This window comes from Alteromonas sp. 5NS40-0096, from assembly GCF_057544385.1.
In genome coordinates this window covers 294,720-318,501 of record NZ_BAAJLQ010000004.1, presented here as the reverse complement: position 1 = coordinate 318,501, position 23,782 = coordinate 294,720, and the positions used below count along the sequence as shown (strand labels likewise).

General features: G+C 46.1%; 16 protein-coding genes. 11 read left to right on the top strand and 5 right to left on the bottom strand.

The genetic code is table 11. From position 1 onward, the window contains the following. The first annotated feature begins 173 nt into the window (after positions 1-173). The 7 genes from AC27G9_RS14035 to AC27G9_RS14005 all read left to right on the top strand — a co-directional run bounded on the left by AC27G9_RS14035 (position 174) and on the right by AC27G9_RS14005 (position 11,082). Complete coding sequence (locus AC27G9_RS14035; RefSeq protein ID WP_487075058.1) at positions 174-638, top strand: (2Fe-2S)-binding protein; 465 nt, start codon at positions 174-176, stop codon at positions 636-638. Beyond that, positions 635-2,881 carry a xanthine dehydrogenase family protein molybdopterin-binding subunit gene (locus AC27G9_RS14030; protein ID WP_487075057.1) on the top strand — a complete coding sequence of 749 codons (2,247 nt, stop codon included), beginning with the start codon at positions 635-637 and terminating at the stop codon, positions 2,879-2,881. The genes AC27G9_RS14035 and AC27G9_RS14030 overlap by 4 nt, the downstream gene beginning before the upstream one ends. Positions 2,882-2,891: 10 nt before the next feature. After that, complete coding sequence (locus tag AC27G9_RS14025; RefSeq protein ID WP_487075056.1) at positions 2,892-3,452, top strand: hypothetical protein; 561 nt, start codon at positions 2,892-2,894, stop codon at positions 3,450-3,452. A 105-nt stretch (positions 3,453-3,557) separates the two neighbouring features. Next, complete coding sequence (locus AC27G9_RS14020; RefSeq protein ID WP_487075055.1) at positions 3,558-4,268, top strand: hypothetical protein; 711 nt, start codon at positions 3,558-3,560, stop codon at positions 4,266-4,268. Positions 4,269-4,413: 145 nt separating this feature from the next. Beyond that, entirely contained in the window at positions 4,414-7,284 is a 2,871-nt protein-coding gene (locus AC27G9_RS14015; protein WP_487075054.1) for an Ig-like domain-containing protein, read from the top strand. 16 nt (positions 7,285-7,300) lie between these two features. Beyond that, the gene (locus tag AC27G9_RS14010; protein WP_487075053.1) at positions 7,301-10,021 is read left to right on the top strand and encodes a TonB-dependent receptor plug domain-containing protein; all 2,721 of its coding nucleotides are present in this window, start codon (positions 7,301-7,303) and stop codon (positions 10,019-10,021) included. Next, positions 10,012-11,082, top strand: a complete 1,071-nt coding sequence (locus AC27G9_RS14005; RefSeq protein ID WP_487075052.1) for a cytochrome-c peroxidase — start codon at positions 10,012-10,014, stop codon at positions 11,080-11,082. The genes AC27G9_RS14010 and AC27G9_RS14005 overlap by 10 nt, the downstream gene beginning before the upstream one ends. Positions 11,083-11,126: 44 nt before the next feature. On the opposite strand, the gene AC27G9_RS14000 is transcribed toward AC27G9_RS14005, so the two are convergent. From AC27G9_RS14000 to AC27G9_RS13985, 4 genes are all read right to left on the bottom strand, one after another. Next, the gene (locus AC27G9_RS14000; protein WP_487075051.1) at positions 11,127-14,204 is read right to left on the bottom strand and encodes an efflux RND transporter permease subunit; all 3,078 of its coding nucleotides are present in this window, start codon (positions 14,202-14,204) and stop codon (positions 11,127-11,129) included. 10 nt (positions 14,205-14,214) lie between these two features. After that, positions 14,215-15,279, bottom strand: coding sequence for an efflux RND transporter periplasmic adaptor subunit (locus AC27G9_RS13995; protein ID WP_487075050.1), 1,065 nt, complete (start codon positions 15,277-15,279; stop codon positions 14,215-14,217). Positions 15,280-15,313: 34 nt separating this feature from the next. Continuing rightward, the gene (locus AC27G9_RS13990) at positions 15,314-16,375 is read right to left on the bottom strand and encodes a phospholipase A (RefSeq protein ID WP_487075049.1); all 1,062 of its coding nucleotides are present in this window, start codon (positions 16,373-16,375) and stop codon (positions 15,314-15,316) included. A 180-nt stretch (positions 16,376-16,555) separates the two neighbouring features. Then, on the bottom strand, positions 16,556-17,179 hold the full coding sequence (locus tag AC27G9_RS13985; RefSeq protein ID WP_487075048.1) for a hypothetical protein: 624 nt from the start codon (positions 17,177-17,179) through the stop codon (positions 16,556-16,558). A gap of 122 nt (positions 17,180-17,301) precedes the next feature. Between AC27G9_RS13985 and AC27G9_RS13980 the strand changes: the two genes are divergently transcribed. From AC27G9_RS13980 to AC27G9_RS13965, 4 genes are all read left to right on the top strand, one after another. Further along, entirely contained in the window at positions 17,302-18,306 is a 1,005-nt protein-coding gene (locus tag AC27G9_RS13980) for an AraC family transcriptional regulator (protein WP_487075047.1), read from the top strand. A gap of 11 nt (positions 18,307-18,317) precedes the next feature. Beyond that, complete coding sequence (locus AC27G9_RS13975) at positions 18,318-19,094, top strand: SIMPL domain-containing protein (protein ID WP_487075046.1); 777 nt, start codon at positions 18,318-18,320, stop codon at positions 19,092-19,094. A 123-nt stretch (positions 19,095-19,217) separates the two neighbouring features. Next, entirely contained in the window at positions 19,218-19,577 is a 360-nt protein-coding gene (locus AC27G9_RS13970) for an adenosine deaminase (protein WP_487075045.1), read from the top strand. A 35-nt stretch (positions 19,578-19,612) separates the two neighbouring features. After that, complete coding sequence (locus AC27G9_RS13965) at positions 19,613-21,412, top strand: lipoprotein N-acyltransferase Lnb domain-containing protein (protein ID WP_487075044.1); 1,800 nt, start codon at positions 19,613-19,615, stop codon at positions 21,410-21,412. On the opposite strand, the gene AC27G9_RS13960 is transcribed toward AC27G9_RS13965, so the two are convergent. Beyond that, positions 21,413-23,725: a diguanylate cyclase gene (locus AC27G9_RS13960; RefSeq protein ID WP_487075043.1), complete on the bottom strand. Its 2,313-nt coding sequence runs from the start codon at positions 23,723-23,725 to the stop codon at positions 21,413-21,415. Between the last annotated feature and the right edge of the window lie 57 nt (positions 23,726-23,782).

Below are 23,782 nucleotides of genomic sequence, written 5' to 3'. Positions count from 1 at the left end.
TAGCAAGTGACACTTGATCACCTAGCGTTATAGTAAGGCGTTATACTCGTGGACGAATCTGTCGTATTTCCCGCTAATATTAGACGACGGTTTAACTGACAAACCTTGGTTTGTCGTCCACACTTATCCGCGACAAGGCGCAGTCAGCCGACAATACAGGCAAGGGGTGACATATGAAGTTAAACGTAAACGGGGCTAACCATGACGTCGATGTTGACGAAAACATGCCATTACTCTGGGTACTTCGCGATGAGTTGAATATTACAGGGCCTAAGTTTGGCTGTGGTATCGCCATGTGTGGTGCCTGTACAGTCCATGTTAACGGCGTAGCTAAACGCTCGTGCTCGCTACCAGTGGGGCAGGTTTACGGAGAAGTCACCACTATCGAAGGCCACGGCACACCTGATGCTATGAGTGCCATACAAGAGGCATGGGTAGAAAACCAAGTTGCTCAATGCGGTTACTGCCAACCGGGGCAGATCATGGCAGCTGCAGCGTTACTTCGCTCAAACCCCAACCCCAATGATCAAGCGATTGATAAAGCGATGTCAGCGAATCTGTGTCGATGCGGCACTTATCCTCGAATTCGCAGTGCGGTGAAAATGGCAGCGAAAAAGCTCCAGGAGAGTAAAGCATGAGTACCCTTGGGAAAATTACGCGCCGCACCTTTTTAATTGGCTCTGTCGCATTGGGTGGTGGTGTATTGTTTGGTTATTACAAATACAAACAGCCTTACCCAAATCCGTTAAAAAAAGGCCTTGCGCCGGGAGATGCGGCACTAACGCCCTATGTTTTCATCGATAGTAAAGGCATTACCGTTATCGCTCCACGGGCAGAGATGGGCCAAGGTGTTCGCACTACACTGGCGACCCTAGTAGCCGAAGAACTCGATATCGATGTTGCTGATATCAATGTTGAGCACGGCCCAGCATCTAAGGCTTATTACAACGCTGCAGTTCTCGAAGAAGGCACGCCGTTCCCGCCACACGATCAAAGTGCTATGGCAGAAAATGTGCGTGGATTTATGGCCGTACCGGCAAAATTTTTCGGCATGCAGATCACTGGCGGCTCATCATCAGCTAAGGATGCCTACGAAAAAATGCGCATTGCTGGCGCTGCTGCCCGCCATGCCCTAGTTGAGGCGGCATCAGTGAAGCATGGTGTGGCTACCAGTCAATTGAAAACCGTCAATGGTCACGTGGTTTTACCCGATGGCACCTCAATTCCTTATACACAACTGGCTTCACTTGCCGCATCAGTAGACCTACCCAGTGACGTTACGCTCAAGCCCAAAAGTGAGTGGAAGCAATTGGGCAGAAGTACGCCCAAAATCGATATGGTAGACAAAGTAACAGGCCAAGCCACATTTGGTATTGATGTTGCCCATGACGACATGCTTTATGCGACCATCAAAATGAACCCCAACTTGGGTGGTAGCATGCTGAGCTATGACGACTCCGAAGCCAAAAAGATGAGAGGTGTGAAGCAAATTTTCGCCATCGAAGACAAAGGCGTTGCGGTCGTCGCTACCAATACCTGGTATGCGTTTAAAGCTGCCGAAAAAATTGTGTTTGAATGGCAAAAAGCTAGCTACCCAGATGATACTGATGGGCTTTTTGCTCAGGCTGTGAAAGCTTTTGATGGTGAGCAAGATAGTCAGCAACGCAATGATGGCGATGTCAGCATCGCACTTACAGAAGCAGGCAGCCAAGTAGTATCTCGAGAATATCGTGCGCCGCTGCTAGCCCATGCGACGATGGAGCCGATGAATGCAACGGCACTACTATCTGGCGACAAGCTAGAGGTTTGGGCTGGCAATCAATCGCCGACATTTGCTCTGCAAGAAGCCGAACGCGTAACGGGTATCCCTCAAGACAATATTCAAATTCACACGACATATTTGGGTGGTGGATTTGGTCGACGGGCAGAAATGGACTTTATTGTTTATGCCGTTCAAGTCGCGAAAAAGCTTGAAGGCATACCAGTGAAAGTGACTTGGAGCAGAGAAGAAGACATGACCCATGACTGCTACCGTCCGTTTGCCATCGCTCGTATGCAAGGCGTCACCGAGGGGAAATCGGTCTCGGCACTTGATGTAAAAATGGCATCGCCGTCCGTCATGGAATCACAAATGGGCCGTTTAGGTCTCTCAATGCCTGGCCCAGACGCCACAATAGTACAAGCCGCGTGGGATCAACCTTACATGATAGAAAACTATCGCGTAACGGGTTACCGCGTTCCACATGGTATACCGGTAAGCTCTTGGCGGTCCGTAGGTGCTTCGCAAAACGGCTTCTTCTGTGAATCCATGATGGATGAACTCGCTATTGAGGCTGGTGCAGATCCCGTGTCCATGCGCTTGTCTCTTATCGACCATGTTCCCAGTCGAAAAGTCATCGAAAGCGCAGCTGAAATGGCAAACTGGGGAGCACAATTGCCCGCCAACCACGGAATGGGCTTCGCATTCGTGACCTCGTTCGGTGTACCCGTTGCACAAGTTATTGAAGTAGAAAATACTCCCCTTGGCATCAAAATAATCAATGTCTATGCCGTGGCGGACGTCGGTATAGCTCTAGATCCGGGCAACCTTGATGCGCAACTTATCTCCGGCATTAACTTTGGGTTAGCCGCTGCCATGATGGGCGAAATCTCGGTTAAGCATGGCAAAGTCGAGCAAACTAATTTTCATAATTACGATTCCATTCGCATGCACCAAGCGCCGAAAATTCATACCAAAATTCTGGAAAATAGTGACCATATCAAAGGGATTGGCGAACCGGGTACGCCACCTGCAGCGCCGGCTTTAGCGAATGCCATTTTCGCTGCAACGGGACAACGCATTCGCGAAATGCCCATGAACAAACACATTCGATTCGTGTAGGGGAAGACAAATGAAAAAGGCGCTGTTAATTAGCTTGTTATCATTATTCATCGTTCCATTCGCTACTGCACAAGAGAATAGGGACGGTTTAGCCCATTGGCAAAAGCTCTACGAAGTATTTTCTCATCCCCGATGCGTGAATTGCCATGTGCCTGAGGACAACAGGCCTCGCTGGTCCGGACCGAGCTATGGCGAACCTGGTTTCCACGGGATGAACATCGATGCCGGAGTCAGCCGAATTGGAGCAGATTCGATCATTTGTAGTACCTGCCACGCGCAAACGAATTCAGATGAGCCCCATGGTCCGCCGGGTTCGCCAATATGGATGTTAGCGCCTGTTCAAATGGTATGGTGGGAGCAAACTTCTAAACAGATTTGTGAACAAATCAAAGATCCGCAACGCAATGGAGGTAGAGACCTAGCCGCTATCGCCGCTCATATTCGCCATGACAAATTAGTGCACTGGGGATGGGAGCCCGGCCCAGGGCGTGAGCCTGCGCCTTACAGCATTGAAGAAACGGCACAATTTGTCGATCTATGGGCTGCTGCTGGCGCACCTTGCCCAGAATAAAACGCTACGCGGCCCGCTTAAATAGCGGGCCACAACTACCCTTCTCACTATTTAAGCCTTGGTCAATCCCTGCTATATTCCGGCGTTTTCATTTTGGGTGTCGCCATGTTATTTCGATTGTTCAGTACCCCTTTCTTCGGTTTGTTATTGTCACTTTTCAGTGCGACGCTCGATGCAAAAGTGTCGCTAGACGGTAAAACACTGCATTACGTTGGTGAAATTTCACAAGAAAACAATACGAAATTTCAGGCACTCTACGAGCAAGCAAAGGATAAGCCTACGTTACTTGCAATAACCAGTGGAGGTGGAAACATCGACTTGGGAATGGACCTTGCTGACCTCGTACTAGAGTACAACTTGGACGTGCGTGTCGATACTTTTTGCTTTTCTTCATGCGCCAATTATGTATTTACTTCAGGCCACCACAAGTGGCTGGGTGCAAACGCCATTTTAGGATGGCACGGCGATGCTGCCTCCGCTTATTGGCGTGACAGTGATATCGATAATATGGTTGGCCATCTGACGGAGCCACAACGCAGTCAAGAATGGCAGCGTCTTCGTCAACATTACAATGACGTTATTAAACGTGCCATTCTCAGGGAAAAAACCCTGTTTCAGCGATTAGGCATTGATCATTCGCTGCTCACTATTGGGTTGCGCTCAGATATAGCCAAAATTGCAATAGAGAGACAAGCACGAGGCTGGACAATGTCACCAGAGCAGCTTTTGATTATGGGTTTAACCAATATAAAAAGTGACGCAACACCTTGGTATCCAAAATTAAATAAACAATTCCCATTGATCATTATTGAATAGTGAAAGACAAAAATCACAAATTAATCACGAATGAGAATTGATCTCATTTGCATTATTAATTATGATGCCGCTCCTTTTGATTTTGCCTATGGAGTTGGTATTGATGGTCAGCCGTTTCCCCCATAACAACATGTCTGAATCGATTATGAAATCGATTCTTGTCTCCGGAGCTATTCTTTCACTTACTGCATGTGGCGGCGGAGGCGGTGGCAATACCGCTCCCACACTTGCCAACACTTCTGTTGCCTTGTCGTCGGATGAAGATACACAGGTAGCAGGTAGTATCAATGCATCAGATGCAGATGGCGATACTTTGGGCTATGCCATAGGCGCAGCACCCACAAATGGCAGCTTAACAGTCAATCAGGACGGTACATTCACATATACGCCCAACAGCAATTACTTTGGCAGTGACGCCGCGACAATTATCGTCTCAGATAGCATTGCAACCATTACTGCAAATCTGTCTTTTACGATAAACAATGTAAACGATTTACCTACTATCAATACTAGCTCTCTTGTCGTTGGTAGTAATGGTCAAACGAATGGGGAGATTGATGCTTCCGATGTAGATGGCGACACCCTTACTTTTGCTGTTGTTACACAACCTCAGCAGGGCACGGTTGAAATCAACAGCTCAACAGGGACATTCACTTTCACCACTAATGAACTCGCCACGGTTAACGATAGTTTTGTTGTTAGCGTCAGTGATGGCATCGGCGACCCCGTCACGGCAACTATCGACCTTGGCGCATCTTACGCATCCAATGAAGATAAACTGACATACTACTATGCGTCTATACATTCTCACATCACCCAAGCGGAAGCGATGATTCTGAATGACGGGGATAGCGACGCGATTCAAATTACCGACGCCGAAGTAGCGCAAGAAGTTTATATAAAAATTGCTATTGGCTATGCACAGGCGGGCTTCGCTGACTTGAGTAGAAATATAATCACAAACAATATCATCACCCGACAAGGTAAAGCTGAGGCATATCAAGATGCAGCCGTTGAACTTGATGAAATTGGTGCAAAGGACATTGCTCAAACATTTCGTACGGCGGCTATTGCAGAGTACAACGCCTATATTGCCGAAATCGGTCTAGCCAATATTGGCAATAGTGATACACAGTTTTATCGTTCTATGGTCGAGGACTATATTGAAGCGAATGAGCTCGCCGCAGCCACAGATCTACTAACCATAGTGCGAATTTATGCCGACGCCTTATCGGATTTAACGCAAGAGCGCACGACTGCTCACAACCGGTTCGCGATACTGGCTCGCGAATTAATGGCCAGCCAAGTTGAAGCATTTGCTGCGGAACAATCTAGTGCGACGTTTGACGCGGCACAGTTGACCCTTGATTTTGCTGAGCACATTGCCGATACGACCAGTTTCGATGAAACCCGCGGGATATTGCACTTTACCAGCAAAGCGTTGACGCTAATTGAAACGGCACGTTCTGCTTACGCAATGAGCTTACAAGGTAGTGATGAGCAAAAGGCAGTGATGATTGACAAAGCGAAAACACTGTTAGCAAAAGGTATTGCATTGTATGTTCCCGCAGATTACGACGCCGACTACAGTTTACCTGTCGCCGAGCATGCTGATGGCACGCTTAGCCGCTATCCAACCGGTATTGGCCTGTTGGCAGGTCCATTTGCTGCTTTATACCCTGACTATGTAGCAGCCAATACAACCGACACACAGATAGGCAATCTACCACTGATGCTAGTGGAAGCCGAAGAAGGGCCAACGGATAGAGATACGAAAAATGCCTACCGAGATCACTTCGCTTACAGCCTCATTCCTGCAGCGTTAAATAATAATGACCTTACGCCCATCATCAATGAATTGACTGCGACCTTCACTACGACTCACGACGATACCGTATTGGTTGTGGAAGCCTTGGTTGAGCAGGATGAAAATGGATTTAACGATAAACGTGCGGCGTGGTTCCTGCACTACGCTGGCTTGGACGCGCAAGCACGACAATTACTCGAAGCGGCAATCAATACCCTAGGTACAGATGCCTACTTTAATGACGCCGGATACACAGTAGATTCAATTGTTGAGAACCAAGGGTGTGCCCGTTTCGTACAATTACATAGTGACTTCGGCGGCACCGAAGCCGAACAAACTGCGCTTTACGGCCAATGCTTAGACTTGGTGAGCACCTACTATGGCAATGATACTAGCGCATCAGAAGTACAAAGGATGCACGCTTGGGTTAACGCCGCAGTGATCCAAAATACCATTGGCAATGATGACGCTGCGCTCGTGGCACTGACTAACGCCCAAAGCGTTGTAGAAACACAAACGGATGTCGACGATCTATTCTCTGGACGTATTTACCTTGCCAATACCTACGCTTCACTTGGTTATTTAGACGCTGCAGCGACGGCTTTTTCAACGCTAGCAACCGACGCCATGACAAGGGTTGCTGCAGCGACCGATATTGCTGAAAGAGTCGACCTCATCGACGATCTTTTAAGTGAATTAGAAGAAGCCTTTGAGCCCGACGATGCAAATAGCTTCTTAAATATTGATTATCTCGTGCTTGCCACCAAAAAGCACGCCGGTACCAATGACCAATACCCACAAGCGATTGCCAGTATTCTCGCTACGTCAAAAACACTGCTAGATACACTTTTGGCTGCAACCAATGATTTCGCGGACAGTGAAAAAATCGATGTCTATGAAACTTTTATTGAGCAATATGAATGGATTGGTCAGTTTGAATCAGCCAATGCACTTGCGCTAAACGAGTTATATACCGAAGCCGACCGAGAGCCTCTGTTCGCTACGGTTTCAGAAACACTCGCCAGTCGAGATGACTTTCCAGCATCAGCGGTTGCCAATATTGATACGGACTTAGATGGCCTACCTAACTTCTTCTTACTCAATGCAAGTGAAGAAGCCATTACCGAATCAAACTTGATTATCGACAACGATGCTGATGATGACGGTATCGACGATCCCAACGATATCAACCCTCTCGACAAAGACTAATCAAAGGTAACATTTCATGAAATATGCAGCCCCTTGCGGGCTGCTGTTATCAGCGCTGGCTTATTCTTATGACGCCAACGCGCAACAGCAGCAAGACTCAATCACTCAAGCGAGTGATTTTTGCGTTTCTGAAAGCGCAATAAATCGTATGACCGAAGCCCAGCGCAAAGCGTGTGTCGACGAACAAGAGAATAACAAGCGAATCGAGCGTATCCTTGTCGAAGGCCGGTTCATTGGTTTACAAGTCCCAGAAGTGGAAGGGCGCTTCTCCCTTGACCGAGATTTTATCGAGTACACCCCCAGAACAGGTGGCGATTTCACCGAGTTATTGGGATTACTTCCCGGTGTTGTATTGGGTGATGAACAGTTTGATGCTTCAGAGCAAGGTGAAATTCAAGCCCAACGGGTTTCCATTATGGGCGCAGAGCCATGGCAAACCGGCTTTTTCCTTGATGGGATGAACTTCAATAGTCGCCAAGACCCCAGTTCTTATCGGGCAAACGCGTCGCAAATCAATGATGTCGATGGCAGCACTCAAACCTTCAATATCAATCAACAAATAATTGATAACATTACTGTATACACTAACAATGTACCCGCCCAATACGGGAGTTTTAGTGGTGGTGTTGTCGAGGTAGAAACCCGAGAAAGTTATGCAAAATCTGAATTTGGTTTCAATTACCGCACATCTCGCAGTGAGTGGAATAACTACAAGACCTTTCTCGCAGAAGACATTACAGAAACAGAAGCAGATGCTCCTGTTGCACCCGCATTCGAAAAACAGGTGTTGAACCTTAGCTTTTCTACTACCCTAAGTGACCACCACGACTTACTCGTCGCGGCCAATTACACGACCAGCGAAATTAGTGAACTGAGTTTAAATCAACCCGTGTTGACTGAAAGGGAAAACGCCAATGTGTTGATCAAAGTAACGCAACGAGATTTGTGGGTCGACAAGCTGACGCTAACCGCAAACTACTCGCCGTATACCAGCAACGATATTATCCGCAATACACTAGACAGTGATTTTGAAATCGAAGGCGGAGGCGTGAGTTCGAGCATCAAGCTGGAACATGGATTCGATACGTTTTCACTGAAAAGCCAACTTAGCGTTGCTGAAAGTTACAACTCGCGCTACGCGCCACCTCACTTCTACCCTTGGGCTAAAGCACGAGGCAGAGAATGGGGAATAGGTGACCCAACGCGAGAAGCGGCGGTATCGAACCAAGGCGGCTATGGCGACTTGGAGAAAACCCAGCGAACCTATTTCTTCGATAACCTACTGACGTTCAACGACTTCGAGTGGCTTGGCCTTGAACACGCGATTAAAGTCGGCGTGCAATACAATAACGAGACCCTTAAACGCGAACGTTTTTACGATACCTATCGGTACAATTCTCCAATAACGGGCGTAAGCAATCTCAATTGTAACGGCGCTATTTTTGACTGTGTCGAATTGACCACATCGATCACATTACAAGAACTGGAAACGCAATTGGGTGAACCTTTGGATTTCAACAATCCTCAACATGTATTGGCCTATTCCAACATAGTGACAATCGCACCACAATACTTCGCCATTCGCAGCGTTTATCCACAAGAATTGATTGACGTTAACGTTCAAAACGTGTCTTTTCACGCTACCGACAGTCTTGATTTTGGCGACTTAACTGTTAATGCGGCGATTCGCGTCGACTACGATGACTTTTTACAAAATGTGAACATTGCGCCAAGAGTGAGTGGCGGCTACCGTGTCTTTGGCGATGGCGATAAGCTCATCACATTTGGGGTGAACCGTTATTACGACACTAATTTGCTCTCTTATGCGGTTAGAGAAGCACAACTACCTTATACATTAGAACGCCGTCGAATTGATTTAAATGGCCAGTTGCAAGGTTGGTTACCACTCTCTGGCGGCAGCGATTTTCGTTACCGCTTCGACAATTTAAAAACGCCTTTTAACGATGAATTTGTACTTGGCTGGAAGCAAGCCACTGACTGGGGCAACTACGCATTTGAATATGTGAAACGTTGGCGCAAAGACCAAATTGGCGTAACAGGAGCCCCCGTCTATAACGAGGCTGATGGTTATTTTTATCGTACTCAAGCCAACAACGGCAGAGGTCAAAATGATCGCATCTCGTTTTCATGGGCCTGGCAACACGACACGAGTAGTTTTTGGTTTAATACGACTTACCAAATCAGTGAGGACGTCAGCTTCGAGCAAGAGGATGTCAATGTAGCACCGATTGATGAATTGATTTTCTTACGCACTGGCAGCGCCGAGTCCGGTTTCGAATATGAAGAAACAACGCTGAATAATTTGACCCTGGCGGAGACAGAATTTTCTCAGCCCTTGGCGTTCAATTTTGGCTGGACCGCCGGGTGGACAGAATCTTTGACCACAAGTGTAACTGGTTCTTATCGGCAAGCTTTTGATGACTATGTACTCACCGATGACGTCGAATCGAGTGGTCAGTTGCTGCGCATATGCTCTGTTTGTGACGCCGAAGAAGCCCTTAACATTCCCGTCTATGAGCTGGTTAACATTCCAAGCCGTTTCTTAGTGAATGCATCTGCTACCTGGGTACCAGAGGTATACGGCCAACATGCATTGCGATTTAGAGTCGACATCCAAAACCTATTTGACTCTCGCACCTACGCTGTTGCGCCCGGTGTATCGGGTATCGAAACAGGGCGCTCTGTCTGGTTTGAGGTGGGTTATCAATGGCAATAACGCGTTCACTGTTACTACTGATTGGTCTGTTGTCTCTGCCTATCATTGCTGCAGAGAGCTTGCGTGAACAATACGCTAAGCCCATCGCGCAATGGCCTGCCGCTAGCACAGCTGATAATCTTGCCCCACTGGCTTTAGGCCCACTCGAAAATACCACTGCACCGGCAAGTGCCCAAGCAATTGCGCTTGGAGAGCGCTTGTTCCACGATCCAATCTTGTCTCGGGATAACTCGGTTAGCTGCTCGAGTTGCCATGATAAGGCCCTCATATTCCAAGATAGTCAACGCAGTGCTGTTGGCATAGATCAGCAAATCGGTTCTCGAAATACGCCACCTATTTTTGGCGTAGACCATTGGCAAAGCTTCTTTTGGGATGGTCGTGCGTTAACGGCGACAGAACAAGCTTTGAAGCCGATTGAGAACCCCATAGAAATGGATTTATCGATTGAAGAAGCAATAAAGCGGCTCAATGACTCGAGCGACTACCAACACGCTTTTCATGCCGTATTCGGTCTCCGAGAAATCACTCCCGCCATGCTTGCGATGACATTAGTGGCATTTGAACGAGCAATCCCCGCTCCCGATACTAAATACCAACGCTTCATCAAGCTTGTTCAAACCTCCCCCCAACAGGCCATAGCCGTGTTGTCAGATAGTGAATTAGAGGGGCTACACCTATTTCGAACCAAAGCTAAGTGTATGACGTGTCATGAGGGGCCACTGCTCAGTGACAATGCATTCCATGTGACAGGGTTTCATATGTACGGTAGGCGTTTTGAAGACCTAGGCAGAGTGATGTATACCCAAAATCCAAAGGATACCGGTGCATTTAGAACGCCGTCTTTACTGGGAGTGACTCTCACTGGACCTTGGATGCACAACGGCTTGTTTACGGAATTTACTCCGATGATCATGCAGTACAACAAAGGAGGGTTTCGTCCCAAACCCAGAGGGAAACACAAAGATGACCCCTTTTTTCCTGTCACCAGCGAGCTCATCGTGCCGCTCAATTTAAACAAAAGAGAAATAGCCGCACTTGTCGAGTTTCTAGAAATCCTATAAAAAAAGCCAAGGTCAAACCTTGGCTTTTTCTTTACTAGTGCACGCTACATAGTACTGTTGGCAGTTCGATTAACTCCAAATAGCATGGCGTAGATAGCTGGAACAACACATAGCGTCAATATCGTACTGACTAACAAGCCCCCCATGATTGCCAATGCCATTGGCTCCCACATTTCACCGCCACCGAGATACAATGGGATAAGACCAAATATGGTCGTCGCCGTCGTCAGAATGATTGGCCTTGCTCGACGCTGAGCGGCGACAACAATGGCATCGAAGTGATCGAGACCGTTTTCGTCGCGCTCAAGATCAATACGTTCAAGTAATACAATAGCGTTATTGATAACGATACCTGCCAAGGAAATAATGCCGAGTAACGTCATAAAACCAAAGAACGACTGCCCGACAATCAAACCAAGCACGACACCAATAATACCCAATGGAATAGTAAGCATTACGATGCCAGCTTTGCGAATTGAATTAAACTGCCCCACTAACAACAAGATGATAATAAGAAGCGCAATTGGCAGTTTTTCAGCAATCGAATCATTGGCTTTACCCGATGATTCCGCTTCACCGCCGAGCTCGTAATCATAACCAAATGGCCATGATTGTTTTTGTTCGTCCAACCATGGAATCAATGCATCGAAACCCTCAGCAGCGGTCATATCTGGACTAATTTGCGCACCAACCGTCACGGTTTTATAACGATCGCGACGCAATATCGTCGCAGACTCCCACACCACATCGATATCTGCCACCTGGCGCAGCGGGACGGAAAAACCTGACGATTGAGAATACACAGAAAGTGACTCTAGACGCCCTATGTCCTGGCGGTCAGCGTCAGATGAACGCATCACGACAGGAATCACATTGTCACCTTCACGGAATTGAGTTAATTCCAGACCGGACAATTCGGTTTGCAATGACACGGCAATGTCTTTACTCGAAATACCTGCTCTGCGCGCTCGGGTTTGATCGATATTCACAACTAACTTTTTAATCGGCAAGCCCCAGTTATCACTGATCGCTTTCAACCCCGGTGTCGCCGCCATTTTGGCTTTCAGCTCATCAACAATAGTGAATAGTGTTTGTTCATCCTTACCTATCAATCGAAACTCAACTGGGTTGTTAATGGCCGCACCGTTTTCTATTTTACGAAGCTTGACCAAGACATCAGGAAAGTTGTCAAACGCGTAGCTTTCTATCTTCGCCATCATGTCATCAATCACATCTGCAGAGGTGACATTCACAACAAATAACGAAAAGTAGGCGCTACTCGGCTTTGGATTGTGAGAAAGCAAAAAGCGAGGACCACCTGAGCCGACGTAATTCACCCAACTTGTTACGCCGCTTTCTCTGCTGTCATTCACTTGCAGATCCGCTTCGATAAAAGCTTCCAACTGCTGAGATATCGCTTGCGTATGCTCTATTTTATTGCCGATAGGCAATTCCAACTCCACTTTAAAGTACTGGCGATCAGACGGTGGGAAAAACAAGCTTGGTACAAGCGCCAGCGCTTTTATTGCGCCAAAAAAGACACCTGCAACCACCACTAACGTGATCACCTTATTGTCGAGCAATTTAACAAGAACGCTGCGATAGACATTGTAAAATGCGGTTTCATTATTCGAAGCCTGCTGTGGCTGAACTTTCAAAAAATAAACGCACAACATGGGAATGATGGTCATGGAGATAGTCCATGAACACAGCAGGGTAATGGTAACAACTTTGAATAATGATGCCGTGTATTCTCCCGTGGAAGACTCCGCTAGGAATATCGGTAAAAATGCCGCGGCAGTCGTCAATGATGATACCAATAGCGACATTTTGAGTTCTTTCGCCGAATCCAATGCCGCGTCAAAAGCCTTCTTGCCATTTTGCATTTGTACAAGAATGCTTTCCGACATAACAATGCCGTTATCCACCAACATGCCCAACGCTATGATCAAAGCGGCCAGTGAAATTTGGTCAATACTGATATTGAACAACGACATGACTAAGATACTTGCCACCATGCTACTGGGCACCAATGCGGCGACAATGAGACCTGTTCTGAGCCCTAGGGTCAGTAACATAACCACAGTCACTACGACTATCGCTTGCACCAAATTTGAAGCAAAATCGTTGACCTTTTCTTCTACTTCAAGTGGCATAAACGATATGAGATCTAACTCGACGCCGATGGGATAAATCGCTTCCATCCGGCGCATCGCGGCAATTACTTCTTCTCCCAGTACAATGTTGTTACCGCCTTTTTTCATCGCGATAGCGATGGTCAGGCCCCGTTCGCCGCTCACTGACACCATAGTTTGTGCAGGTTCTATATAACTGCGTTTGATCTCAGCAATTTCATCCAAGTATTGCACGCGGTCACTACCGGGCATTTGAATCAAAGTGCGGCCGATGTCATCATAACGCTCGAAATTACCTGTGGGTTCTAACGACAATCGCTCCTGATTCAAATTTATCGACCCACCAGCAATGATGATATTTTGGTCTTCCAACTGAGCGCTAATTTGTGAGGCAGACAAACCTAAATCCGATAGCTTTGCATTGTCGAACTCGATAAAAATACGCTCTTCTTGTTTGCCGTAAATCTCGACCTTTGCCGCTTGTGACAAGTGTAAAAACTCATCTTTAATTTCCTCTGCGACATCGAACATTTCACGGTAAGTAAAGCCTTCAGCGGTAAGGCCAACAACAATGCCAAACACATCGCCAAATTCGTCATTAACGGTTGGAGGCTGAACACCGTCGGGTAAATCGTCTTCTATCGATTCTATTTTGCGCCTGAGGTTATCCCAAATGGGGCGCATCTCCTTGTAACTCTCTTTGATGTTAACGCTGACAATGGAAACACCTGTGCGTGACTCACTGGACACAAAGTCTAATTCTGGAATTTCTTGAACGACTTCTTCAATCTTATCGGTTACCAGCTCTTCCACACGTTTGGGACTAGCACCCGGAAAATAAGTGATGACCTGAGCAGTGCGAATGATGAAGCCTGGGTCATAGTCTTTAGGCATAGTTTTGTATGCCATAATGCCAAACATCATGATGGCTGCGAGTAGAACGAACGACGTTCTGTTGTTATTGAGCGCGAGCTTAGTAATATCCACGACTCGCTCCTTACGCTTTGAACTTAACTTGTTGGCCTGCCGTCACTTTACTCATGCCTGCGGTTACAACATGCTCTCCTTCAACCACACCAGAGAACACTTCCATGCCATAAACAGTAATATCGCCAACGGTTACCTCTTTTCGCTCAATGGTGCCTGAGCCGTCACCATTGGCTTTTACGACGTAAACATAGTTGCCTTTGTTGTCTTTTAATACCGACTGGGCAGGTAGATAGTAGCTGGCTAAGGTGCCTCTTGAGGGAGGTAAGGTCGCTCTCACTCGAGCAGACATCCCAGGTAAGATCGTATTAGTCGTCGGGCTAGGCATGGTGAAAACAACTTGGTATGTTTTCGTCACGTCATCGGCTTGGGTGGAAATTTCCTTGAAATTTACATCAAATTCCACACCTTCGATGGCGGTAAAACTGGCTTTAAAGGTGGGGGCGGGTTCGCCGGGCTTCACACCAATAATCACACTTTCAGGCACGTCGACTTTCAAGTTAATCGTATTGATATTGTGTAATGCAACGATCGCTTGTCCCGCGCTGACTTCCTCGAAGTTTTCCACCATTTTTTGAGCAATAACACCGTCAAAGGTAGCCTCTAAACGAGTATAAGCCAGACGGTTTTGAGCGGTTTCCAATTGCACTAATGAACTTGTGTATTGAGACTTAAGGGTATCGAAATCCGCTTGCGAAATCGTATTATTTTTTATCAGCTCTTTGCCGCGATTGTAATCCGACTTCGCTTTATCAAAACTCGATTGAGCTTGCTCTACCTCGAGTTTGATATCGGTATCGTCAAGACGTGCAATCAAGTCTCCTTTGTTGATTGGTTCGCCGAGTGTCGCTCCCATTTCAACGATACGACCGCTGACTTTAAATGCCAAATTGACCTTTTGCGAAGCATCAACCACCGCACTGAAATCCTTGTAAGGCGCAGAGTCAGCAGGCGCGACAACTTGGGTTCGCACCGGGCGCAGTACGGGTTCTTCATTGCTTAAATCAGCGCTTGGCGAACATCCAAGAACCAGTGCAAGTGTGCTAACTAACAAGGCTGTTTGTATTGTTTTCATTTTTAACCCTCAATTCATGTCAATGCGCATCGCGCTATAAAATATCATTCAAAGCAATCCCTAAACCGAAACGCGTTTGGGAATGGTTATAATCAATCAAACTCTCGCCATAGCCATCGAAGGCAAAAAGGTACCCTCTTAGCTTGCCCCACAATGGGAAGGATAACCCTAGCTCTACCGCACCATTAGATGTACTGAAATTACGACGCCCCATCATAGAAAATTCATAGTCTCCCCACTCATAGACGCCTCCAAACTCAAAATGCCCCATGAAATCTGCGATATCTGGATTATCATCTCCGTCAGGATCGCCGGGGAACTCGTCTTCATCCTCTGGTAAACGCCACCAAGGCTTGATAAACAGTGCATAGTTGTCTTTCTCATACAGGAAATTCAAATACACTCGATTCCAACTCCGAGAAAGCAACTGACTTCGGCCGTTAGACTGGTGTTCGATACCAAACATGAAACCCGTATTCCCCTCAAATGGGTGAAACGGCAATGGCGCTAAATAGAAAATTTCAGGGCGATAGTTGGTCTCCCTGAAAGGTTTGGAAATATTGTCGGAATAGACCTGCCACCATGCCTCGACAGTGAACGCAAAATACAGGGCATCCCCTTCTATCAACAAACTCTCATAATTCAATGGCGCTTTGAGTGAAATCTGAAACTTTGACTCAATTTGTTCAAAATTTTCAGCAAACTCTTCAATCGAAGCGTAAGCATCAGGGTTCACCTGATTAGTCGTTAACACGGGTAACAGATAATTCCTTTGATGAGGCGTAATCACAAAGGGATCAAACTCGGTCAATCGCTCCCTGACAATTCTCGATGATACTAACCCCATATTTTCGGGGGCGACTTGGGTGTCAGATATCAACACACTCGAAGGCGTTTCAACCAATAGCGCCTCCTCCTCTCGTTGCTGGCAAACAGCCCGGATGTCTTCTACGGTGCGATTGCCTTCAGATTGTTGAAACTCGGTCAGCAAACAACGTTCAAAGCTGGGTAAAGAATCGTTTTGCCCAAATGCCACCCCACTAGAACCCAGACTGAGTACAACAGATAGGAATATCGTTTTTCGCTTATGTATCATGATCTTGCCTTTGTTGAAACGCTACCTCACTGTAACGTTCATTGAGAGAAAAGCCTAGGCCATAGTCGCCTTTGTTTTACGGTTTTTTCGTCCCTACCGCGTTTGTCTACTTTGAGATCTTATTGAATTAACATAGCGCATTTATGACAAGGCTGCCTGTCAAAAGGCAGCCAGCACCATTTAAGACAACAGATGTTTAATGTCCGATGCCCAACGTGTAAATAATCGGTTGATATTCATTATGTTAGTATGCCGGTTATTGCGTTGCCATAGACTGCCAGCATCATCTCGATCGCTAATATCATAGTGAGTTCCGTCTTTCGTGCTAATGTAGAAACGCACTGTCATCGACCCCGACCCATTTGAGAAATAGTATGTCCAAGGATCGCGGCTACCCATTTCATCCTTTGGAGCAAGCGGATATATACGCTCTACAACCGTTTTGACAACAATATCGGCGCTAGCTTCATCATCAACCAATTGAAGGGTATCAACAGAATCAAACTGTGCGCGATATGCTTTTGTGTACATCGTTTGTAAGCCTTTTTTCTCTTCATCGGTTAACGTCCATGCTTTGCTCCCTAGGGGCTTAGCACTGTGACGTTCAATAACCTCAATTTGCGATAGGTCGAGCGGCGCTACGTAGACGTTACCTGATAAGGTGCCTGTGGTTTCGTTTAATACTTGAACACTATCAAAGTCACTGCTGTATACCCCTTTCCACACTGCGTTTTGTTCTTCGCCGGCTTGCACTTGAAATGCCAGACAGGCTGCGGCCAAAATGGAATAAATAGAAAACTTCATATAAGTCACCTCTTGTTTGATAAATTTGCGTGTTTTGTTGATGAGTTGTACTTTAAACAAGACAGTCAAATACGGTTAATCAATAAACGCCAATCGTTTATCAAATACGGACAAGGTAATCGGTGACAGACAAAATCACGACTCACAGCAGTATTGCCAACCAGCTTTTTAACACGCTGAAACAGTATGGATGCGACCCCCAGCCTGTTTTTGAGCAAGCCGGTTTAACCACAACGTCACTGTCAAATCCCGATGCCCGACTCGAGGCAAAAAAGTTACAGCAAGTGTGGCGGCAAAGCGTTTTAACGACGGGGGATGAAGCGTTCGGCCTCGCCTTCGCCAAGACAATGCATCCCGCTGCGCTTCATGGGCTCGGCTTTGCTTGGATGGCCAGTAACACGCTCAAAGATGCTTTCGAACGCTTGGTAAAATACTACCGCCTTATTTCAACTGCAGGCGAAGTCACCCTAACAAAAAGTCAGAAGCAATACTGTGTGAGCTTTTTACTGCCCGTTCCCAAGGGTATTGCCGCCCCCGCCTCACTCGACGCCGCCATGGGCTTGTTTTTGCAATACTGTCGGTTTACTAAAGATATGCAGTTCAATCCGGTAAAGGTAGAACTTCAGCGGCTCAAACCCACTAGTTGCGATGTGTTTGACGAATTTTTTGGCTGCCCCATCACCTTTGATGCCGAAACCAATCGGTTATTTTTTGATGCAGAGAGTTTAGACTCTGCTTTAGCCTCAGCAAACCCCATGCTCGCTCGCGTCAACGACCAGGTGGTTGCCGACTACCTTAGCAAACATGACAAACGCGACATTATTGGGCAATTGCGCGTTAATATTATCGAAGCGCTTGTCTCTGGCACGCCCACTCAAGATGAAGCGGCGCAATCGCTCAATATGAGCGGCAGAACGCTACAAAGAAAGTTAGCCGATAAAGGCACATCTTTTTCGGCATTACTCACCGATATTAGAAAAGGGTTGGCCTGCGAGTATTTGCGCAATACCAATAGAAGTATTGGTGAGGTCACCTATTTACTTGGCTTTAGCGAACCCGCAAACTTTTCGAGAAGCTTTAAACAATGGACAGGTATGACACCCGCGACATACCAAGCGCAAAACTAAAGGAAACTGCCATGCAACGTTATTTACTTATTGTTTCGTCACTGCTTTTTTCATCAAACATTATGGCAACGCCAGAATTAAAAGGCGCGCCAGAAGAATTGCGGCAGTTTTTACACCCACAAGAAAAGACAATGTCAGTCAGTGCCTCTGCGGAAAAAACAGCATACTCCGACATTGCTATCGTGAGTGTTGTGGTCAAAACAGAAGAAAAGCTACTCTCAAATGCGATTGCAAAAAATTCAAAACTAAGGGAACGCTTAACCACGAGCCTTGTTGCTCAAGGCTTAGATAAGACAAAGATAAAAAGCTCGGAGTTTTCGTCGTCGCCTCAATACGGGTGGTTTGGCGATAAACCCAAAAGCTATAGCGTGGTTAACCGTATGGCTATTACGATTGAAGATGGTAAATCCTTGGAGGCGATATCAAAGCTAGCCGACCAGTACCAAGAGGTCGATATAGGGTCGACCATGTTCAAACACTCAAAAGAAGATGAACTCTCTCTTGCGGTCAAGCAACAAGCGATGGAAAAGATTCTCAAACAAAAAACGTTTTATGAACAGGCGTTAGGCGTCGATTTGATTGCAGTGAATGTTTACGAGAACTGGGCCAAACAGAACGGTAGTGCAGGGGCCGAAGATATTGAAAGAATTGTAGTGACCGGTAACCGTGTTCGATCAGACTCCTTTCGGGAAAGCTACCAATCTAAGGCACCCGCGGCGCAGTCATTCGATGAAATTGTTTACTCGGCAAAATTAACCGTAGAGTTTGAAGTGCAGCGTAAAAAGTAGCGAAAAGCATCTGCCATTGCATAAGTGCATAGCCAATATCAACATAAAGCTGTTGATTTTATGTTGGAATTCCCTATATTGACATTTGCCGATGAACGGCTCACACAATAAAAGGGAAACATCATGAAAGCAAAAATCACAGGCATTGTGATGGCTACAGCACTTCTATCTTCTGGTTGTGCGACCATCCTTACCGAAGAAACTCACAAAATGAACGTGACGACTTCAAACGGTGAAACAACGACAGTTACCGTTGATGGCCGCAGCCAAACTGTTCCGGGCGTTGTCACTGTTAAAAAAGAAAACAAAGACAAAGTTTTGGTAGCTGATGCAGCAAACTGCCAAGACGTTAGCTTGAACAAAGAAGTAGAATCAGCGTTTTTCATCAACGTAATCAGCGGCGGCGTATTTGGTTCGTCAACTGATTATGGTTCAGAAAAAATGTGGCGCTATCAGGATTCAGCAACTGTTTCTTGTAACTAAGAACCTTGCTTAATTATTTATTAAAAGGAAGTCTTTTGGCTTCCTTTTTAATGCTCCTTACACTCAGTACTACCGTTTATGCTGAGCTTATAGATACTCGCTCGCTAGAGAAACAAGCCATCGAGAAGGGCATTGCCCAAACTGCTTTATGGCACACCCTGCTGCATCTCAAGAATGCTCAACCGATTAATCCAACCAGTGTATACTTGTCAACGCCGTTCGATCCAGAGACCGAGCTCGTCAATACCATTCGATTAAGCCAAACTGACCCAGAACAAGCTTGCGCCTATCCAGCTCGCAAACGTTTTATCGAGGATCAACTAAGCCTCAAACCTGGCTCATTATCATCGGTACCGTGTACCGATTATGAAGAGTTCCTCAGCTTTGTTCCAAATGACGAATATGTATTAGTTTACGCCTCAGAAAATGTTAATTCAGCGAGCTCAATGATGGGCCATATTATGCTGAGGTTAGACGGTACCAATAACAACGGGACTTTTGTCCAGCACGGCATTACCTATTTCACCGAATTAGATTCACTCAATGCGGCCAAGATCCTTTATGACAGCTTGGTTACGGGTAAAGAAGGTATTTTCCAGGTTGCACCCTATGCCCCCGTGCAGGCCCACTATCGAAACAGAGAACAACGTAACATTTGGGAATATACGTTAACGCTGTCAGACAAGGAAAGAGCACTTATTCGAGATGCCATCTGGGAGTTAGGTCAGCATACACCGTCGTATTTTTTTCACGAATACAATTGCGCAACCGTCACGCAACTTTTGCTGTCGATCGCGAGACCAGAGTCACTTAAGGATATGGCATCTTGGTTAACACCTATTGATATCGTGAAATTTTCAAACCACGCTAACTTGGTCAGTCATACTCGCGTAGTGCCTTCTGAGCGTTGGAAAACCAATGCGTTGATGGAGCAATTACCTACAGCTCGAGTTACTTCACTTGCCCAAGTGTTACAAAATGGACAAGTTGATTCTATCGCACTGTTTAATAATGCTACTGGCTTCACCGAATTTGAACTCTTAAAAAGCATTAACAATCTATGGTACAGCCAAAGCAAGCTATCTCAGCAGCAACATAACGCCAACCAAGCCGCTCTTGCACAGTTTGACGACAAGTTTGCTGGTTATCAGTTGGACGTTAGTGAGTATAAAAGCCCACTCGATGCCCAAGACGAAAGTTTGATTGCAATAGGTATGGGGCAAATTGAAGGTAGTGACGCCATCCTATTTCGATACTTTCCTGTAGCGTCAGACATTACGGATAATCAAGGCCATATTTTTGGTGAAAACCAACTATTGTTGGCAGATACTCAAATACGAATCGACTTGAATCGAAGTAAAATTCACCTCGACAACCTATCGCTCTACCGTATGAAATCGAGGGTGCCTTTCAGCACTGTAACAGGAGGCTTTTCAAGCGGTTTGCATGTCGGACTGACTCGCTTTTTTGATAGCAATTTAAACTCCACGCTTGTTGCCAATGTAGAAGGAAGTTTCGGCCTCAGTCATGAGCCAACCAGTGACATTGGCGTGTTTGTAGAAATGGCGGTAGGCGCTGTAGCAAACTTTAAACGCTCGGAAGTGTATCTAGAGCCTAGGCTTGGGGCTCACCTCTACGCCGTTTACAATACTAAAATCAACGCTAGTATCGGGTGGGCAGTCAATAAACTCGCACATTCACCAATCGCAAGCTATCGTCTGACATCACGAACAACAACCAGTAAGAATGGTGCAATCGTGTTTGATGTTAACACTCAGCAAACTAATGACAGCACTCTCACTAACGTATCGCTGCTGTATCACCATCGATTTTAGTTAGATATCCCAACGTTTTACAACGAGTTTTTTGTCCTGTTTTTGTATCTCGCTAAGGGTACTTTGTAGAAGTGTTTTCGATAGGGCTTCATCAAACTTTAAATTGGTAGAATCAATACCTACCCATCGATTTCTACCAGTTTGTTTGGCGTCATACAAACATTTATCTGCTATTTCCAATACTTGAGTCCAAGCCAAGTGTTCAGGTCGGTCACTAAAAAACGGGTACTGGGCAATACCGATGGAACAACTACAGTGTACCTCGTGTTTGTCGCTAATTTTACAACTGTGACTGACAACGGCCTCTCGCAACGTTTCTGCCTTTTCCGCCGCTTTGTCGAAAGTCGAATAGCGCATCATTATGAGAAATTCCTCGCCTCCCCAACGAATGATATAGTCAGACTCGTCGAAACACTGACGCAGAAGTTTCGCAACGTGTTGAATCACTAAATCACCGGCAGTATGACCATAGGTGTCATTAATTGATTTAAAGTGATCGATGTCGACAACCAGCAGTAGGTGTCGATCTCCCGAATCCTCCGCTTGCACTGAAGATAACAGTTCGTCGGATTGTTGCGGAACAAAGGTCATGCCGAAACGTCGGTTTGCCAGTCCGGTCAGTGGGTCGTTATAGCTTTGTTCTTCGAGTTTTTGATTGGCGATGGCAAGCGCTTCATGTTTCTTTTCTAAGTGATAGGTTTTTTCTTTAATTTCTGCTTTCAGACGCGTATTCATGTGCTGTTGTGACACGCGCATATAAATCAGTAAAGCGATAGCAAATACGGCGGTAAGGCCTCCTCCAATGAGGTAAGTTTGATGTTTTTGGAGCGCTATTTCAGCATTGTGTTGTTTTTGCTCCAGCGCATTTTGAAGCGTCATTCGGGCAATTTCGGCGTCTTTCTCCTGGCTTTCAAACCTCGCTTGCATACGAGTGAGGCTCTCTGCCGATTGCTCGTTGAGTAGCTCCAATCGCAGCTCCATTCCTTTTCGATAAACGTCTAACGCCAGTGCTGATTGGCCCAATTCTTTGTAGACGTCGGCTAATTTCAGTAGAGCCGTCGATTCTTCACCTCTACTTTTATTGCCGTGGGCTAGTGCCAGCATTGTCTTCGCTGACTCTAATGCCTCTTCGAGTTTAAGTTGTGCCACTAACGCATTAGTCAGACGGTGGTAAGAAGCAAACTGCGTCAACGGGCTTTGCATCGTATTGGCTAAATCAATGGCATTTTTCGCCAGAGCTTCAGACTCGATAAAGTTTTCCTCATCAAATGCCAATTCCGATCTGAGATTATAAGCGCGAGCTCGTAAGCTTGTGTCATCGATTTCTTTGGCTAGATTGTCACCTCTAACTAATGCAGCAATTGCATCTTCCCGCTGCCCCAAATCATAATGAACGCTCGCCATATTTAATAACGCTAAAGACTCACTTTGCACATCGCCAATAGCCTGGCAAAGTTGGATCGTTTTTTGATAGATTTCTAGGGCTTTTTGCGGTTGTTCTAGGCGGTCATACGTTACAGCGAGGTTGTTGTAAACACTCAGCTGCTTCTGCTGATTTTCTAATAAAACAAAGCTATCCAACGCTTTTAAAAGGTAATGTAGAGATTCTTGGTAACGTGCCATCGAGCCGTAAAATATACCCACGAGATTTTCTGTACCAGCTCGCATTGATAAGTCATTGGCTTGCTCAAAAGCCGGAATAGCAGCTTTTGCCAGAGCCAACGCATTCTCGTTATCTCCCATGTAAAAATGCACGATCGCATCTTGGTAATTCAATCGGGCCATAATATGAGGATTATTAATGTCAGACATTTTTTGCCTCGATACGGACAAGAGCGCTTGTGCCTTCTCCATACTAGAACTATTTACAGCTACTGACACCTGCACTAACAGCGCTTCAACCACCATTTCGGGTACTCGCAATCGCTCAGATTCAGAGATGAGTCTATCTATCGTCTTATTGGATTTTTCATTATCCGATACCACCATGTATAAAGTGGCTAGTTCCTGAATATTGCCGAGATAACGACGCGGATTGGAGTCGGTATCAATACCATCCAACAATTCGGCATAATTGATGGCCAATCCGGTGTCGAACTTTTTCGTAAGCTTTATTAGTTTACGGAGGGTAATGATTTTATCTTCACCAGATTGGCTAGCTAGTGCCACTTCAAGCTCAGCCACCTCTGTCGCGATATCAGCTACTGCCGTTCGGACAAACGACAGGCATGAGCCAGAGCAGAACAAAAGCACAAAAAGAAATTTAGATAAGGAGAGCTTAGACATTTTCGTAACAACAGGAAGTCTTGGCATGTATATGGGCCATAGTGTAGTACGAAATTGGCGTTTTGTGGCAAAAAAGTAAACGGT